The 16,426-nt window shown below is 74.1% G+C and carries 12 protein-coding genes; 8 read left to right on the forward strand and 4 right to left on the reverse strand.

Features of this window, described 5'->3' with window-relative positions:
- Positions 1-63 precede the first annotated feature (63 nt).
- From A4R25_RS14735 to A4R25_RS14750, 4 genes are all read left to right on the forward strand, one after another.
- Positions 64-780, forward strand: coding sequence for an ATP-binding cassette domain-containing protein (locus A4R25_RS14735; RefSeq protein ID WP_043325859.1), 717 nt, complete (start codon positions 64-66; stop codon positions 778-780).
- Positions 777-2,927 carry a YhgE/Pip family protein gene (locus tag A4R25_RS14740; protein WP_064447065.1) on the forward strand — a complete coding sequence of 717 codons (2,151 nt, stop codon included), beginning with the start codon at positions 777-779 and terminating at the stop codon, positions 2,925-2,927. Before A4R25_RS14735 ends, A4R25_RS14740 begins: the two co-directional genes overlap by 4 nt.
- A 10-nt stretch (positions 2,928-2,937) precedes the next feature.
- Positions 2,938-3,531: a TetR/AcrR family transcriptional regulator gene (locus tag A4R25_RS14745; protein ID WP_030504220.1), complete on the forward strand. Its 594-nt coding sequence runs from the start codon at positions 2,938-2,940 to the stop codon at positions 3,529-3,531.
- Positions 3,532-3,621: 90 nt separating this feature from the next.
- Entirely contained in the window at positions 3,622-7,107 is a 3,486-nt protein-coding gene (locus A4R25_RS14750) for an ABC transporter ATP-binding protein (RefSeq protein WP_064447066.1), read from the forward strand.
- A gap of 82 nt (positions 7,108-7,189) precedes the next feature.
- Here the strand turns inward: A4R25_RS14750 and A4R25_RS14755 are convergent, their stop codons facing one another.
- The 4 genes from A4R25_RS14755 to A4R25_RS14770 form a co-directional block, all read right to left on the reverse strand.
- Positions 7,190-8,257 (reverse strand): NADH:flavin oxidoreductase/NADH oxidase, encoded by a 1,068-nt coding sequence (locus A4R25_RS14755; RefSeq protein WP_064447067.1) that lies wholly within the window; start codon positions 8,255-8,257, stop codon positions 7,190-7,192.
- A 72-nt stretch (positions 8,258-8,329) separates the two neighbouring features.
- Complete coding sequence (locus A4R25_RS14760; RefSeq protein ID WP_197494912.1) at positions 8,330-9,610, reverse strand: dicarboxylate/amino acid:cation symporter; 1,281 nt, start codon at positions 9,608-9,610, stop codon at positions 8,330-8,332.
- A gap of 135 nt (positions 9,611-9,745) precedes the next feature.
- Positions 9,746-10,414 carry a DUF998 domain-containing protein gene (locus tag A4R25_RS14765; RefSeq protein WP_064447069.1) on the reverse strand — a complete coding sequence of 223 codons (669 nt, stop codon included), beginning with the start codon at positions 10,412-10,414 and terminating at the stop codon, positions 9,746-9,748.
- Entirely contained in the window at positions 10,407-11,372 is a 966-nt protein-coding gene (locus A4R25_RS14770) for a glutathione S-transferase family protein (RefSeq protein ID WP_043325853.1), read from the reverse strand. Before A4R25_RS14770 ends, A4R25_RS14765 begins: the two co-directional genes overlap by 8 nt.
- A gap of 88 nt (positions 11,373-11,460) precedes the next feature.
- Here A4R25_RS14770 and pcaF point away from each other — a divergent pair, with 88 nt between their 5' ends.
- The 4 genes from pcaF (at position 11,461) to A4R25_RS14790 (ending at position 16,346) form a co-directional block, all read left to right on the forward strand.
- The gene (gene pcaF / locus A4R25_RS14775) at positions 11,461-12,666 is read left to right on the forward strand and encodes a 3-oxoadipyl-CoA thiolase (protein WP_064447070.1); all 1,206 of its coding nucleotides are present in this window, start codon (positions 11,461-11,463) and stop codon (positions 12,664-12,666) included.
- Positions 12,667-12,781: 115 nt separating this feature from the next.
- On the forward strand, positions 12,782-13,600 hold the full coding sequence (locus A4R25_RS14780) for an SAM-dependent methyltransferase (RefSeq protein ID WP_064447258.1): 819 nt from the start codon (positions 12,782-12,784) through the stop codon (positions 13,598-13,600).
- A gap of 4 nt (positions 13,601-13,604) precedes the next feature.
- Positions 13,605-15,755, forward strand: coding sequence for a bifunctional diguanylate cyclase/phosphodiesterase (locus A4R25_RS14785; protein WP_043325850.1), 2,151 nt, complete (start codon positions 13,605-13,607; stop codon positions 15,753-15,755).
- Between the two features lie 90 nt (positions 15,756-15,845).
- Entirely contained in the window at positions 15,846-16,346 is a 501-nt protein-coding gene (locus A4R25_RS14790) for a DUF456 domain-containing protein (RefSeq protein WP_043325848.1), read from the forward strand.
- The last annotated feature ends 80 nt before the right edge of the window (positions 16,347-16,426 follow it).

A 16,426-nucleotide genomic window follows, 5' to 3' on the forward strand; every position in this document is an offset into this window, starting at 1 on the left:
GACACCCGGCGCTAGGCTGGGCATGTTTTTATACTGACTAGTCAGTTCGGAATTCGGGGTCTGATGAACATCGTCGAGACCAGCGGCCTGGGGCTGCGGACCCGCCGCGGCTGGGTCTACCGGGACGTCGACCTCACCGCCGCGAGCGGTGAGCTGGTCGCGGTCACCGGCCCGCCCGGCAGCGGACGCACCTCGCTGCTGCTCACGCTGGCCGGGCGCTTCCCGCACAGCCACGGCGAGCTGCGCCGCCGGGGACCGGCCGCGCTCGGCCAGGTGGCCGGCGTGCACGAGCCCGACCCGACGCTCACCGTCGCCGAGCACATCACCGAACGGCTGCTGCTGCTCGGCCCGGTACCGCGCCGCCGTCGGCGCCTGGTGCCGGTGGCCGCGGTGCGGGCCCGCCGGGCCTACCGCCGCGACGCCTACGCCGCCGCCGTCGCCGGCGCCGGCCTCACCGACGCGCCACTCGACCCCGACCGGTACGGCAGAGACCTCACCCCCGTCGAACGGCAGGTGCTCGGCCTGGTGCTGGCCAGCCTCGGCGGCCCCAGCCTGATCGTCGCCGACGACGTGGACGCCGGCGCCGACCGCCCCGAGCGGGAGTGGATGTGGGGCGCGCTGGAACGCCTCGCCGATCAGGGGTACGCGGTGGTCGCCAGCGCCCGCGCGGTCGAACCCGGCGTCGCCGCCACCGTGCACCGCATCGGCGACCCGGCAGTGCCCGCCCCCGCCCTTCCCGCCGAGCCCGCTCCCGCCCGTCCCGCCGAGGTGCCCGCATGAGCGTCCTGCGACTTGCCCTGTTCGAGCTGCGCCGGATGACCCGGGGCCGGCTGCCGCGCGCCGCCCTGGCCGTGCTCACCATCGTTCCGCTGCTCTACGGCGCGCTCTACCTGTACGCGTTCTGGGATCCCTACGGGAAGATGGACCGGATCCCGGTCGCCCTGGTCAACGCCGACCGCCCGGCCACCGCCGGCGACGGCAGCGAGGTGCACGCCGGGCGCGACCTCACCGAGAAGCTGCTCGACCGCAAGGTGTTCGGCTGGACCGTCACCGACCAGGCCGACGCCGCGAAGGGGCTGCGCGACGGGCGCTACCACCTGGTCTTCTCCATTCCGGAGGACTTCTCCGCCTCGCTCGCCGCCGCCCCGGAACCGGACCGTCCGGCCCGGCAGGGTGAGCTGAAGGTCGTCAACGACGACGCCACCAACTACCTCTCCGGCCTGCTCGCCCGGTCGGCGTTCAGCGAGATCCGGGCCGCCGCCGCGCAGAGCACCGCCGCCACGTACTTCGACCGGATGCTGATCGGCTTCACCGACGCCAAGGCCGAGACCGGCCGCGCCGCCGACGGCGCCGGGAAGATCGCCGACGGGCTCGGCAGCTCCCAGCGGGGGGCCGATCAGCTCGCCGACGGGCTCGGTGACGCCTCGGACGGCGCCGGGCAGCTCACCGGTGGACTGAACCAGTCCGTCCAGGGCGCGGACAAGCTCGCCAAGGGCCTCGACCAGTTGCGTACCGGCGCCGCCCAGCTCGCCGACGGCGCCGGGCGCGCCGCCACCGAGACCAAGGCCGCGGCGGCGACGGTGAACGCCGCCGCCGACAAGTACGAGCCGGTGCTGCGCCGCAACGCCGACAAGATCGAGAAGGCGGCCACGCTCGTCGCCGACGGCGCGCAGCAGCTCGCCGCCGGGCTGGACGCGCTCCCCGGCAAGGCCGCCGAGGTGGTGGCGACCGCCGAGGAGATCCGTGACCGGCTCGACGCGGTCGCGAAGGAACACCCCGAACTGGCGGACGACCCGGACTTCGCCGCCGCCCGCAAGGCCGCCGACCGGGCCGTCACGCAGGCCCGCTCCGTGGTGGCCGCGCTCGACGAGACCGACATGGCCACGCTGCGCAAGCAGATGACCGACGTGGCGAAGACCGCCCGGGAGGTCGCCGCCGCCGCGCCGCACCTGGCCGACGACGTCGCCTCCGCCCGCGCCAAGGTCAACGAGCTGGCCGGCGGGCTCGCCACGCTGGCCCAGGGCAGCGCCAAGCTCCGCGACGGCCTCGGCGACGCGTCGACCGGCGCGACCGAGCTGCGCGGCGGCCTCTACCGGCTCGCCACCGGCGCCCGCCAGCTCGACGGCGGCCTGGCCCAGCTCGGCAGCGGCAGCAACCGGCTGGTCGACGGGCTGACCCGGCTGGAGGGCGGCGCCGGCGACCTCGCCGACGGGCTCGCCGCCGGGGAGCGGAAACTACCCGGGTACGACGACGCGACCACCCGCGCCGGCGTCCTCGGCGACCCGGTCGGCCTGATCCGCGACTCGCAGAACCCGGCCGGCTCGTACGGCGTGGGCTTCGCCCCGTACTTCCTGTCGCTGGCGCTCTGGGTCGGCGCGATGATCACGTACATGCTGTTGCGGCCGGTCAACCGGCGGCACGTGATGTCCGGCGCGCCCGGCTGGCGGGTCGTGCTCGCCGGGTGGCTCCCGGCCGCGGGCATCGGCCTGGCCCAGGTCACCGTGCTCTACACGGTGGTGACGCTGGCGCTCGGGCTCGACCCGCGGCACGGGGCGGCCACGTTCGGGCTGCTCGCGCTCACCTCGCTGGCGTTCACCGCGATCATGCAACTGCTCGGCGTGGCGCTCGGCCCGGCCGGGCGGCTGGCCGCGCTGGCGCTGCTGATGCTCCAGCTCACCTCGTCCGGCGGCACCTACCCGGTGCAGACGTCGCCCGGCTTCTTCCAGGCGATCCACCCCTGGCTGCCGATGACGTACGTGGTGGACGGCCTGCGGCACACCATCAACGGCGGCACCACCGCCCCGGTGGTCACCGGCGCGCTGGTGCTGCTCGCGTTCGGGCTGGGCGCCATGGCGCTCACCGTCGGCGCGGCCCGCCGCTCCCGCCGGCTGACCCCGGCCAAGCTGCACCCCGAACTGACCATGTGAGGATGAGCCGGTGACGGACGGACGGACACGCCGGCGCGAGGACACCCGCCAGCGCCTCTTCGTGGCGGCGGTGGACCTCATCGCCGAGCAGGGATTCTCGGCCACTACGGTGGACGACATCGCGGCCCGGGCCGGCGTGGCGAAGGGGACCGTCTACTACAACTTCGAGTCCAAGACCGTCCTGTTCGAGGAGCTGCTGCGGCACGGCATCGGCCTGCTCACCGCCGAGTTCCGGGCCGCCGTCGACGGGCTGCCGCCGCTGGAGGCGCTGGGCGCGCTGGTCCGCGCGCAACTGGAGTACATCCGCCGCTACCGCGCCTTCGCCCAGCTGCTGCTCTCGGAGATGTGGCGGACCAACCGGGAGTGGCAGCAGACGCTGCGGCTGCTGCGCGGCGAGGCCATCGCGGTGATCGCCGACACGGTGCAGGCCGGCGTGGACAGCGGCGACCTCCCGGCCGACCTGGACGTGCGTACCGCCAGCTCGGCGCTGTTCGGCGTCGGGCTGGTGGTGGCGGTGGACTGGCTCGTCTTCTCGCCGGACCGCTCGATCGACGAGGTGCAGGAGTCGCTGCTCGGCATCGTCCGGCGGGTCGCGCGGACCTGACCAGCGGTCGGTAATTCGGTTGATTCCGGGCCGCCGGAAGGGTGAGGGTGAGGTCACCGCCCCCACCGATCCGAGTCCGGAGGACCTTCCATGCGCCTGCTCCGAGATCTCTGGGCCACGGCGCCCCGGCGGATGGCGGCGGTCCTGCTGCTGATCGTGCTCGGGGCCGGTGGCCAGGCGGCCGCGTCCGCGCTGGCCGGGCCGGTGCTGGTGCACCGTTCGTCCGGCTGGTTCGTCGCGCTCGCGGTGGCGCTCGTCGCCGCTGTCGTCACCGACCTGCTGATCGGCCTGATCATGGCGCGGCTCACCGCCGACTGGTCGGCCGACGTGCGGCGGCGGCTCTGCCGGGTCGCGCTCGGCCAGGACCTGCCCACCCTGGAGACCACGCCGGTCGGCGAGTTGCTCGACCGGATCGACAACGACGTCTACCAGGTCGCCGCCGAGATGCGGAACACCGGCGTACGGCTGGCGCAGGGCCTCGCGGTCTGCGTCCTCGCGACGGTGAGCGCGCTGATCGTCTGGTGGCCCGCCGGTGTCGGCATGATCGTGCTCACCTCCCTGCTCGCGGTGACGCTGCGCCGCCCGACCGCCCGGATCGCCCCGGCCCGGATGGCCGAGGAGGAGGCGTGGTCCGACCTCGCGGCGGTGATGGAGGAGGCGGTGCACGGGCAGGACGACGTGCGCACCAGCCTCGCCCGGCCGTACGTGCTGCGCCTCTACGCCCGCCGCGCGGCCGAGGTGATCGCCCGGTGCGTCCGGGTGTTCCGGCTCTCCGCCCGGGTCACCGCGGCCGCCGCCGGCGCGGTCCGGGTCGGCATCGCCGGTGTGGTGCTGGGCGGCGCGTGGGCGCTCGCCACCGGCCGCGTCGACGCCGCCCGGCTGACCGGGATCTGGCTGCTGGCCATCGCGTTCGGCGCGACTGTCGAGCACATCGCCCGCTGGGTGCCGCACCTGCAGCAGGCGTTCGGCGCGTGGGGCCGGGTGCAACTGCTCGCCGGGTCGCCGCAGGAGCCGGAGGGCGGGGCCACCCCGGTCGACGGCGACCTGACCGTGCGCGGGCTCACCTACCGCTACCCGGTCGGCGGGGACGAGCGCGGGCCGGCGCTGCGCGACGTGCGCCTCGACTTCGTCCGGGGCCGCTCGTACGCGCTCGTCGGGCGTACCGGCTCGGGCAAGTCGACGCTGGCAAAGGTGCTCACCCGGGCGGTCGACGTGCCCCGCGGCACGGTGTTCCTCGGCGACACCGACCTGGTCGACCTGGACGTGGAGGAACTGCGCCGGTGGATTGCCGTGGTGCCGCAGCGCACCGAGATCCTGGCCGGCACGCTCGCCGAGAACGTGGCGCTGTTCGACCCGGAGCTGCTGGACGCCGCCGAGCGGGCGCTGGCCGAGCTGGGCCTGTCCGGCTGGATCGCCGAGCTGCCCGACGGCGTGCACACCCGGCTCGGCGACGGCGGCTACGTGCTCTCCGCCGGGCAGGAGCAGCTCGTCGCGTTCGCCCGCATCCTGGTCCGCGACCCGCACGTGGTGATCCTCGACGAGGCCACCGCGCGGCTCGACCCGGTCACCGAGAACCGGGTACGCGAGGCCACCGAACGGCTGCTCACCGACCGGATCGGCATCGTCATCGCGCACCGGCTCTCCTCGGTGCGCCGCTGCGACGAGGTGGTCGTGATGGCCGACGGCACCGTGCTGGAGGCCGGTCCGCTGCGCGAGTCGGCCCGCTTCGCCGAACTGCTCGCCACCAGCCACGCCGGGGCGTACGCCGGGGTGGGCGCCCGGCGCGGCGGCGTCGACCTGCTCGACGCCCCCGCCTGGGACGACGCGCCCGCGACGCCCACCGCGCCCGCGACGCGGCCGGCCGCCGTGCCGCGCGCCGACCCGCCACCCGCGCCGCCCGCGCCCCCCGCGCGGACCATGCGCGAGATCCTCCGGCTGGGCCTCAACGACCCGCGGTACGGCCTGATCTCGGTCGGCCTGTTCATCGTGATGACTGTGCTCGGGATGGACGGCGCGGTGCTGCCCTGGCTCTGGGCCGACCTGGTCGGCGGCGGCGACCCGTGGCTGCCGGCGCTGGGCATCGTGGCCGCGCTGCTCGTGGTGCTGCCGCTGCCGTACCTGACGAACCTGTGGTTCCCGCAGTGGTGGATCCGGCAGATGCTGCGGATCAGCGCCCGGCTGGTGCACGGACAGACCGGCGCGCGCCGGGTCAGCGGGCACACCCCGGCCGAGGTGGTGGCCCAGGGCGGCGACACCGACCGGGTGGTGCACCTCGCCGACAACCTGATGGACCAGTTCATCTCGCTGGTCATCGTGGTCACCATGACGCTGGTGACCGGCAGCTTCGTACCGGCGTTGTTCTTCGTCGGCACGATGGTGGTCTCCGGGCTGGCGGCGACGCTGTTCGGGCCGCGGCTGGAACGCACCGCGGCCGGCACGGTGAAGGCGCGCGCCGCGTTCGCCACCGCGCTGGTCTCCGCGCTGTCCGCCGCCCGTACGGTCAAGCTGGCCGGCGCCACCCGCCCGGTGCTGCGGCACCTCGCCCGGCTCGACGAGGTACGCAGCGAGCGGCAGCGGCGCGAGATCGCCATGCAGGTGTGGGCCCGGTCCACCCCGTCGGTGGCCAGCGGCCTGCTGCCGATCGGCGCGTGGGCGCTCTACCTGGCCGGCGGGCTGTCCGCGGGCGCCACGCTGGTGGCCGTCTCCACGCTCGGCGCGGCCCGCTGGTTCGCGTGGACCACCGCGTCACTGGTCTCGCAGTACCCGTCGGCGCGGGTGTGGACGAAGCGGACGGTGGCGATGACCGGCGAGGCCGTGTACGCGGCGCCGGTGCCCGGCCTGGATCTGGTCGCCGGGACCGCGCCCGCGCCCGAGCCGCCGCCCCGGCACCCGCTGCGCCGCCTGGAACTGGCCGGCTTCGGCGCGCTGCACTCCGACGGCACGCTGGCCGTGCGCGACGTCGACCTGGTGGTCGAGCGCGGGCAGCTGGTGCTGGTCGTCGGCCCGGTCGGGTCCGGCAAGTCGTCGCTGCTGCGCGCACTCGCCGGGATCGTGCACCACGTCGGCGAGCTGCGCTGGAACGGCGACCCGGTGACCGAGCCGGAGATGTTCCTGCGCCCCAACCAGGTCGGGTACGTGGGTCAGCTGCCCCGGGTGCTCTCCGGCACGGTGGCCGACAACATCGCGCTCGGGCACCAGGTGGACGCCGCCGGTGCGGTCTCGACCGCCCAGCTCGAACACGACCTGGCCGCCGCGGGAGGCGGGCTCGGGTTGCTGATCGGGCACAAGGGCACCCGGCTCTCCGGTGGGCAGCTCCAGCGGCTGGCGCTGGCCCGGGCGCTCGCGCCGCGTACCGAGCTGCTGGTGGCCGACGACGTGTCGTCGGCGCTGGACGTGAGCACGGAGCTGGCGTTGTGGGCGGCGCTGCGCGAGCACGGGGTGACTGTGGTCGGCTCGACCGCGAAGCGGGCCGCGCTGGTGCGGGCCGACCACGTGGTGGTGCTGATCGACGGCACGGTGGCCGACCAGGGCGCCTGGACCGACCTGGAACCCCGCTGGAACCACCTGGCCGGCTGACCGCGTTCTCCCGGTTGATCATGAAGTTGGCGGCGACAAAACGGACGCGGAACGCCGCCAACTTCATGATCGACGCGCACGGTCAGAAGGCTCGGGCGTACTGGTTGGGCCAGGCGGGGGTGGTGCCGAGCTTGGCGGCGGCGCGGCGCGGCCAGTACGGGTCGCGCAGCAGTTCCCGGCCCAGCAGCACCAGGTCCGCCTCGCCGCCGGCCACGATCTGCTCGGCCTGCTCGGGCTCGACGATCAGGCCCACCGCGCCGGTCGGCACCCCGGCGTCGCGGCGGATCCGGGCGGCCAGCGGCACCTGGTAGCCGGGTCCGACCGGGATGGACGCCCGGACCGCCGCGCCGCCGGAGGACGTGTCGACCAGGTCCACCCCGGCGGCGGCCAGCTCCCCGGCGAGCACAACGCTGTCCTCGACGGTCCAGCCGTCGTCGGTCCAGTCGGTGGCGGAGATCCGGGTCAGCACCGGCACCGACTCGCCGACGGCGGCGCGTACCGCGCGGGCCACCTCCAGGGTGAGCCGCATCCGGGCGGCCCGGTCGCCGCCCCAGCCGTCGGTGCGCCGGTTGGTCAGCGGGGACAGGAACTCGTGCAGCAGGTAGCCGTGCGCGGCGTGGATCTCCACGGCGGCGAACCCGGCGTCCAGCGCCCGCCCGGCGGCGGTGGCGAAGGCGTCCACCACTGCGGCGATGCCCGCCTCGTCCAGCGCGGTGGGCGTGCGGTACTCCGGCACGAACGGCTGGTCGCCCGGGCCCACCGGGGTCCAGCCGCCCTCGGCGTCCGGCACGCCGCCGCGCGCCGGCGCCCACGGCCGGTACGTGGACGCCTTGAACCCGGCGTGCGCGAGCTGCACGGCCGGCACCGCGCCGTGGTCGGCGACGAACGCGGTGATCGGCCGCCAGGCGTCGACGTGCGCGCCGGACCAGAGGCCGGTGTCCTGCGGGCTGATCCGGCCCTCGGGCACCACAGCTGTCGCCTCGGTGATCACGAGCCCGGCCCCGCCGACCGCGCGGGAGCCGAGGTGGACGCGGTGCCAGTCGGTGGGCAGGCCGTCGGGCCCGGCGCTGTACTGGCACATGGGCGCCAGCGCGATCCGGTTGGGCAGCGTGACGCCGCGCAGGGCGAGCGGGGTGAACAGGGCGCTCATTGTCGAAGATCCTCCGGTCATGGCTTCGGGTGCGCCTCCCGCTTTCGGAAGACGCACCCGAAGAAGTGTGGATCAGGCGGGTACGGGGTCGAGCCGCTCGGTCTCGACCGGCTCGATCAGGTCGCGCTTGCCGGCCGAGTCGTACGCGGCCCGGTCGAGCGTGCCCTCCCGGGCGGCCACGATGGTCGGCACCACCGCTTGACCGGCCACGTTCGTGGCGGTGCGGATCATGTCCAGGATCGGGTCGATGGCCAGCAGCAGGCCGGCCCCGGCCAGCGGCAGGCCCAGCGTGCTCAGGGTCAGCGTGAGCATGACGATCGCGCCGGTCAGGCCGGCGGTGGCGGCCGAGCCGACCACCGAGACGAACGCGATCAGCAGGTAGTCGGTGACGCCCAGGTCCACGCCGAACACCTGCGCCACGAAGATCGCGGCGAGCGCCGGGTAGATGGCGGCGCAGCCGTCCATCTTCGTGGTGGCGCCGAACGGCACGGCGAAGGAGGCGTACTCGCGGGGGACGCCGAGGCGCTCCACCGAGCGCTGGGTCACCGGCATGGTGCCCACCGAGGAGCGGGACACGAACGCCAGCTCGATGGCGGGCCAGGCGCCGGCGAAGAAGCGCAGCGGGTTGAGCTTGCCGGCCACCGCGAGCAGCACCGGGTAGACCACGAACAGCACCAGCGCGCAGCCGACGTAGACGGCCGTGGTGAACTTCGCGAGCGGGGCCAGCAGGTCCCAGCCGTACGAGGCGACGGCGTTGCCGATCAGGCCGAGCGTGCCGATCGGGGCGAGCCGGATGACCCACCAGAGCGCCTTCTGCACGATCGACAGCAGCGAGCGGTTGAGCGACACGAACGGCTCGGCGGCGTCGCCGACGAGCAGCGCGGCGGCACCCACCACCAGGGCGAGGAAGACCATCTGCAGGACGTTGCCCTCGACGAACGCGCCGACCGGGTTGGTCGGGACGATGCCGGTGAGGAAGTCGATCCAGGAGCCGGTGGTCTTCGGCGCGGTGGCGCCGGCCGGGTCCAGGTTGACGCCGCGGCCGGGGTCGGTGAGCAGGCCGAGGCCGATGCCGATGCTCACCGCGATGAGCGCGGTGACGGCGAACCAGAGCAGCGTCTTGACGGCGAGCCGGGCGGCGTTGGCGACGCCGCGCAGGCTGACCACGCTGACCACGATGGCGGTGAAGACAAGCGGCGGCACGGCCAGCTTGAGCAGCTGGACGAAGAGGCCGCCGACGGTGTCGAGCGTGCTGGTCAGCCAGGCGAGGTCGGCGGCGCGGGCGAGGAAACCGAGCGCCACACCGAGCACGAGGCCCAGCAGGATCTGGACGGAGAAGGGAATTCTGCGCAGGGCGGAAGCCATGAGGACGGTCCAAGGTCTGGAGAGGGAAGGCGGGCGTCAGGGCGTGGAGCTACGCCGGACAGACGCCGCTGGCCTGCCGTCGCAGATCGACGTACAGGCGCTCGGTGAGGCACCAGACATTGGTCATCGTCGCGACACGTTACTCCCGTCGCGGGTGGGAACGGAAGGACCGTCGCCGGTGAGGCTCCTTACAGCCAGGTATCCGGAGGTGACCAGTCCCCAGGCGGCGACCACGACCAGCAGCACCCGCTCCGACAGCCCGAGCAGCGTGCTGCGGCCGACCAGCAGCAGCGCCAGCGCGACCACGACGGCCACCGGCAGCGCCACCGCCGCGCCGACCGCGGCGATCCGCCGCAGCCCCTGGTCCGCCGCCCCGGAGAACAGCACCACGAGCATGGCCAGCACCACAGCGGCGGTCGCCGCGATGCTGGCCCCGCCGTGCACCAGGTCCGCCACCGTGGGCGCCTCGAACGGCGGCAACGGACAGCCCTCGCTGCACGTGACAGCGCCGGACAGCACAGTCGCGACCGCGCCGATGCCGAGCAGCCCGGCCGCCGCCCGCAACCCCGGCGGCAGCGCCCCGGCGAGCAGCAGCAGCGACGCGGCCACCGAGAAGATCCCGATCCGGTACGCCCCGGCGTACCCGCTGTCCGCGATGCCCGCCTCACTCACGTACGCGACGGGTCCGGGACCGGGACCGGCGACCACCGCAACAGTCACCGCAGCCGCGCCGGCGGCCAGGCAGACGGCGGCGAACGCGGCGGAGATCCGGCGGCCGGTGTCCTCAGCCACGTCCGTGCGGGGTGGTCCAGCCGGACAGGTCGGGGCCGAGCGGCACGATCCGGGTCGGGTTGATCATGTCGTGGGTGGCGTAGTAGTGCCGCTTGATGTGGTCGAAGTCCACCGTCTCGCCGAAGCCCGGCGTCTGGAACAGGTCCCGTGCGTACGCCCAGAGCACCGGCATCTCGGTCAGCTTGCGCAGGTTGCACTTGAAGTGCCCGTGGTACGCCACGTCGAAGCGCACCAGCGTGGTGAACAGCCGCACGTCCGCCTCGGTGATCGCGTCGCCCATCAGGTAGCGCCGGCCGGCCAGCCGCTCGCTCAGCGCGTCGAGGCGGGCGAACAGCGCGGTGAACGCCTCGTCGTACGCCTCCTGGGAGGTGGCGAACCCGCATCGGTAGACGCCGTTGTTGACGTCCCGGTGGATCTCCGCCATCAGCGCGTCCATCTCCGGGCGCAGCTCGACCGGGTACAGATCGGGTGCGTCCGGCGCGTGGAACCGCCGCCACTCGGTCGAGAAGTCGAGCGTGAGCTGCGGATAGTCGTTCGTGACCACCCGTCCGGTGAGCGTGTCCACGAGCGCCGGCACGGTCACCCGGCCGGTGTAGTCCGCGTCGGTGGACAGGTACGCCTCGGACAGGAAGCCGATGCCGAGCACCGGGTCGAAGCCGTCCGGGTCGAGCGCGAACCGCCAGCCCCGCTCGTCCCGGATCGGGTCGACGGTGCCCAGCGAGATCACCTCGTCCAGCCCGAGCAGGCCGCGCACGATCCGGGCCCGGTGCGCCCACGGGCAGGCCCGGCACCAGATCAGCCGGTAGCGGCCCGCCTCCAGCGGCCAGCGCCCCTGATCGTCCGGCCCGCCGCCCTCCGGGGAGGTGGAGTGCGGGGTGACCCGGCCGGTGAACCGGTTGGGCTGGCGGACGAACGCGCCGCCGCCGCTTGTCTCTGCGCTGAACTGGGCCCCGGACATGCGGCAAACCTATCCGCTCCGGTCACGGATATCCTGGCGCCGGGTACCCCCCACCGACCCCTTCCCACCCCCGAAGGACGTACGCGCGATGACAGTGGCCTATCTCGTTGCCGGAGTCCGCACCCCGATCGGCCGGTACGCCGGCGCCCTGGCCGGGGTCCGCCCCGACGACCTGGCCGCGCACGTCGTCCGCGAGCTGGTGGCCCGCCACCCGTCGGTCGACTGGGCGCGTACCGACGACGTGATCCTGGGCTGCGCCAACCAGGCCGGCGAGGACAACCGCAACGTGGCCCGGATGGCCGCGCTGCTCGCCGAGCTGCCGGAGGAGGTGCCGGGCAGCACCGTCAACCGGCTCTGCGGATCCGGCCTGGACGCGCTCGCCTCCGCCGCCCGCGCGATCGTCGCCGGTGAGGCCGACCTGGTGGTGGCCGGCGGCGTGGAGAGCATGAGCCGCGCGCCGTTCGTCATGCCGAAGGCGGCCACGCCGTACGCCCGCACCGCCGAGGTGTACGACACCACCATCGGCTGGCGGCTGGTCAACCCGCTGATGCGCAAGGGCTGGGGCGTCGACTCGATGCCGGAGACGGCGGAGAACGTGGCAGCCGAGTTCGGCGTGGACCGGGCCGCGCAGGACGCCTTCGCGTACCGGTCGCAGCAGCGGGCCGCCAAGGCGCAGGCCGACGGCCGGCTGGCCGAGGAGATCGTCCCGGTGACGGTGCCCGCCGGCAAGCGCGAGACGACGCTGGTCGAGGCCGACGAGCACCCGCGCGAGACGACGCTGGCGAAGCTCGCCTCGCTGCCCACCCCGTTCCGTGAGGGCGGCACGGTGACGGCCGGCAACTCCTCCGGCGTCAACGACGGCGCGGTCGCGCTGCTCGTCGCCTCCGCGGCCGCCGTCGAACGCTACGGCCTCACCCCGCTGGCCCGGGTACGCGGCGCGGCGGCGGCCGGCGTACCGCCGCGGATCATGGGGGTCGGCCCGGTGCCGGCCACCCGCAAGCTGCTCGACCGGACGGGCCTGTCGCTCGCCGACGTGGACGTGATCGAGCTGAACGAGGCGTTCGCCGCGCAGGCCGTGGCGGTGCTGCGCGAGCTGGGCCTGCCGGAGGACGCCGAGCACGTCAACCCGGGCGGCGGGGCGATCGCGCTGGGCCACCCGCTCGGCGCCAGCGGCGCCCGGCTGGCGCTGACCGCCGCGCTGGAACTGCGCCGCCGGGGCGGCCGCCGGGCGCTCGCCACCATGTGCGTCGGCGTCGGCCAGGGCATCTCGCTGCTGCTGGAGTCGGCCGACTGACGCCGGCCGGCAGCATCGCCCGTTGTGGATCTCCCATACCTGGCCGTACCGGCCTAGAGTGGTCTGCACCACACGACCCGCCAGCGACGGCGGCGACGACCTGGGGGACCGAGCGATGCAGACGCCGGACGGCGCGCCCACCGAGATCGACCTGAGTCGGCCGAGCGCCGCCCGGGTCTACGACTACTTCCTCGGTGGGGCCCACAACTTCGAGATCGACCGGCAGCTGGCCGAGCAGATCGCGGCCATGACACCGAACCTGGCCGCCACCATGCGCTCGGGCCGGGAGTTCCTGCGCCGGGCGGTACGGGTGCTGCTCGACGCCGGCATCGACCAGTTCCTCGACATCGGCTCCGGCATCCCCACCGTCGGCAACGTGCACGAGGTCGCCCAGGCCGCGAACCCGGACGCCCGCATCGTGTACGTCGACATCGACCCGGTCGCCGTGGCGCACAGCCACGAGCTGCTCGCCGGCAACGAGCGCGCCACCGCGGTCCTGGCCGACCTGCGTGAGCCGAAGCTGATCCTGGACCACGCCCGGTCCAGCGGGCTGATCGACTTCGACCGGCCGCTGGGCATCCTGCTCGCCGGCGTCGTGCACTTCGTCCCGGACGCCGACCGCCCGGCCGACATCCTGGCCACCCTGCGGGCGGCCGCCGCCCCGGGCAGCTACCTGGTCATCTCCCACTCCACGTTCGAGGACCAGCCGCAGGAGATGCTGGACGCGCAGCGGCTGTCCGCGCGTACCGCCACCGAGATCACGCTGCGCTCGCGGGCCGAGATCACCGGCTTCTTCGGCGACTGGACGATCCTCGAACCGGGCGTGGTGCACATGCCACTGTGGCGGCCCGAGTCACCGTCGGACGTGGACGAGCACCCGGAGCGGTTCGGCGCCTTCGGCGGCGTCGCCCGGCACGACCGCGCCCTCGGCTGATCCCATGCGCGCCCCGGACATCGACGGGGGAGACGTCAGCCGGCCCGGCGCCGTCGCGTACGCCGCCGAGTGGGCTCGTGCGGTGCGCCGCATCGGATTCGTGCCGCTGACCGCGGCCGAGACCGAGCGCCTGCTGGTGCCGCTCACCGAGCGGCTCGGCGAGGCCCTGCTCGCCCCCACCTTCTCCGCCCGCCCGGCGGAGGAGGTGGGACGGGCCCTGGTGCAGGCGCATCTCACCGAGCCCGGCGTGCTCGACTGGTCGGTGCAGGCGCTCGGTGACCGGTTCCTGCAGTGGGTGCTGCCCGGCCGGGCGGAGTCACCCGAACTGCGCGAGCGGGTCGCGCTGCTGCAGGGCGCGTTCGCCGCCGGGTTCGCCCGCGCGTTGCGCGACCGGGTGTTCAGCCAGCAGGAGCGGATCTCCCGTTCCGCCTGGCAGGCGCGGGACACCGTCGAGCAGGCGCTGCGGGACAGCGAGGCCCGCTTCCGGGCGGTCTTCACCGGCGCCGTCATCGGCATCGGCATCGCCGGTGTGGACGGGCAGATCATCGAGGTCAACCAGTCCTTCGCGGACATGCTCGGCTACACCGTCGCGGAGATGCGGCGGATGAACGTGTCGGCGCTGGCCTACGCCGACGACGCGGCCGGCATGTGGGAGCTGTACCAGGAGCTGATCGAGGGCAAGCGGGACAGCGCGCGGGTCGAGAAGCGCTACTACCGCAAGGACGGCAGCGTCGTCTGGACCGACCTCGCGGTCTCGCTGATCCGGCACGACGACGGCCGGCCCCGGTTCACCGTCGCCATGGTCGAGGACATCACCGAGCGGTACGAGCTGCAGCAGCGGCTGCGGTTCCAGGCGCTGCACGACCCGCTGACCGGCCTGCCCAACCGGACGCTGTTCTTCGAGACGCTCGGCACCGTCTTCGACGGGGCGGGCGACGACCAGCGCGTCGGGCTCTGCTTCATCGACCTGGACGGCTTCAAGGCGATAAACGACAGCCTCGGCCACGACCTGGGCGACCGGCTGCTCAAGGTGATCGCCCGCCGGCTCAGCGACTGCGTGGCCGGGCGCGGTCACCTGGTGGCCCGCATGGGCGGCGACGAGTTCGTCATCCTGGTCGACTCCGACGGCGGCATCGACGACGCGGTGGAGGTCGCCGAACTGGCGCTGGCCGCCGTCTCCGCGCCGGTGCACGTCGCCGACCAGCAGCTCGCCGTGTCGGCGAGCATCGGCATCGTGGAGTGCCCGGCGGCGGAAACCAGCGTCGGTGACCTGATGAAGGCCGCCGACACCACGCTGTACTGGGCCAAGGCGGAGGGCCGGGGACGCTGGGCGGTGTACGACCCGGAGCGCAGCGCCGCCGACATCGCCCGCTCGGCGCTGGCCGCGAACCTGCCCGCCGCGCTGGACCGGGACGAGTTCGTGCTGCACTACCAGCCGATCGTGTCGCTGCTGGACGGCACGATGGTGGCGGTCGAGGCGCTGGTGCGCTGGCAGCACCCCGAGCTGGGCCTGATCGGGCCGGACCGGTTCATCGGGCTGGCCGAGGAGACCGGCCTGATCGTCCGGCTCGGCGCGTGGGTGCTGCGTCAGGCGTGCCGCGACGCCGAGTCGTGGCGGCGCGCGTACCCGGAGACGTCGCTGGTGGTCAGCGTCAACCTGGCCGCCCGGCAGGCGGACGACCCGGCCATCGTGGAGACGGTCGCCGAGGCGTTGCAGCACACCGGCCTGCCGGCCGAGCTGTTGCAGCTGGAGCTGACCGAGAGCGCGGTCATGGGCAGCGCGGGTGAGCCGCTGCGGACCCTGCACCAGCTCGCCGACCTGGGGCTGCGGCTGGCCATCGACGACTTCGGCACCGGGTACTCGAACCTGGCGTACCTGCGGCGGCTGCCGATCCACTGCGTGAAGCTGGCGGGCCCGTTCGTCGAGGGGATAAAGGGTGACGGCGGGGACGCGGTCGCCGACCACCGGGACGAGCGGATCGTGGACGCGCTGGTCCGGCTGGCGCACGCGCTGGAGCTGTCGGTCACGGCCGAGGCGGTGGAGACCGAGGTGCAGGCCGAGCGGCTGCGGGCGCTGCGGTGCGACACCGGTCAGGGCCGCCTGTTCGGCGCCCCGATGCCCGCCGACGGCATCCGCGCCCGCCTGGGCGGGTAAGGAAGGGCCCCCTGTTAACGCCTCCGGTAGAGCAGGGGGCCCCGCTTAACACCTCCCGCTCACGCGGCGGCAGGCGAGGAAGGGAGAACGGTGAGCCTCACCGATTCGCAGGCCGTGGTGTCGGTGGTCGCCGCGCTGGCGATCATCGCCGGGCTGGCCGGAGTGGTAGTGCCCGGGCTGCCGGCGCTGCCGCTGTGCTGGGGCGGCGTACTGGTGTGGGCGCTGTTCGGCGGCGCCGGGCCGGGCCGCTGGGCGGTGCTCGCCGCCGCCACAGTGATCGCCGCCGGCGGCACCGTGCTCAAGTACCTGTGGCCCGGGCGGAACCTGAAGCGGACCGGCGTGCCCACGTCGTCGCTGCTGGTCGGCGGGCTGCTCGGGGTGGTCGGCTTCTTCGTGATCCCGGTGGTCGGGCTGCCGATCGGCTTCGTCGGCGGGATCTTCGGCGCGGAGCGGCTGCGGCTGGGCGACACCCGGCTCGCCTGGCCGGCCACCGTGCAGGCGCTGAAGGCGGCCGGGCTGTCCATGCTGCTGGAGTTCATGGCCGGCCTGATGATCGCCGCGCTCTGGGTCGCCGGGTTGCTGTTCGTCTAGAGGTGCGGCGGCGCGGGGCGTCCGGAGGGTACGGCCGATCGCCGTACTTCAGTGAGAGAGAGGTGGACGCCGCGCGCCGC

The organism is Micromonospora sp. NBRC 110037 (assembly GCF_001652995.1).
Taxonomy (GTDB): domain Bacteria; phylum Actinomycetota; class Actinomycetes; order Mycobacteriales; family Micromonosporaceae; genus Micromonospora; species Micromonospora chalcea.

Bases quoted from the DNA above. Each gene is read 5' to 3' on its own strand.
- A4R25_RS14735 (WP_043325859.1), top strand. From the start codon at position 64: ATGAACATCGTCGAGACCAGCGGCCTGGGGCTGCGGACCCGCCGCGGC.
- A4R25_RS14740 (WP_064447065.1), top strand. From the start codon at position 777: ATGAGCGTCCTGCGACTTGCCCTGTTCGAGCTGCGCCGGATGACCCGG.
- A4R25_RS14750 (WP_064447066.1), top strand. From the start codon at position 3,622: ATGCGCCTGCTCCGAGATCTCTGGGCCACGGCGCCCCGGCGGATGGCG.
- A4R25_RS14755 (WP_064447067.1), bottom strand. From the start codon at position 8,257: ATGAGCGCCCTGTTCACCCCGCTCGCCCTGCGCGGCGTCACGCTGCCC.
- A4R25_RS14770 (WP_043325853.1), bottom strand. From the start codon at position 11,372: ATGTCCGGGGCCCAGTTCAGCGCAGAGACAAGCGGCGGCGGCGCGTTC.
- pcaF (WP_064447070.1), top strand. From the start codon at position 11,461: ATGACAGTGGCCTATCTCGTTGCCGGAGTCCGCACCCCGATCGGCCGG.
- A4R25_RS14780 (WP_064447258.1), top strand. From the start codon at position 12,782: ATGCAGACGCCGGACGGCGCGCCCACCGAGATCGACCTGAGTCGGCCG.
- A4R25_RS14785 (WP_043325850.1), top strand. From the start codon at position 13,605: ATGCGCGCCCCGGACATCGACGGGGGAGACGTCAGCCGGCCCGGCGCC.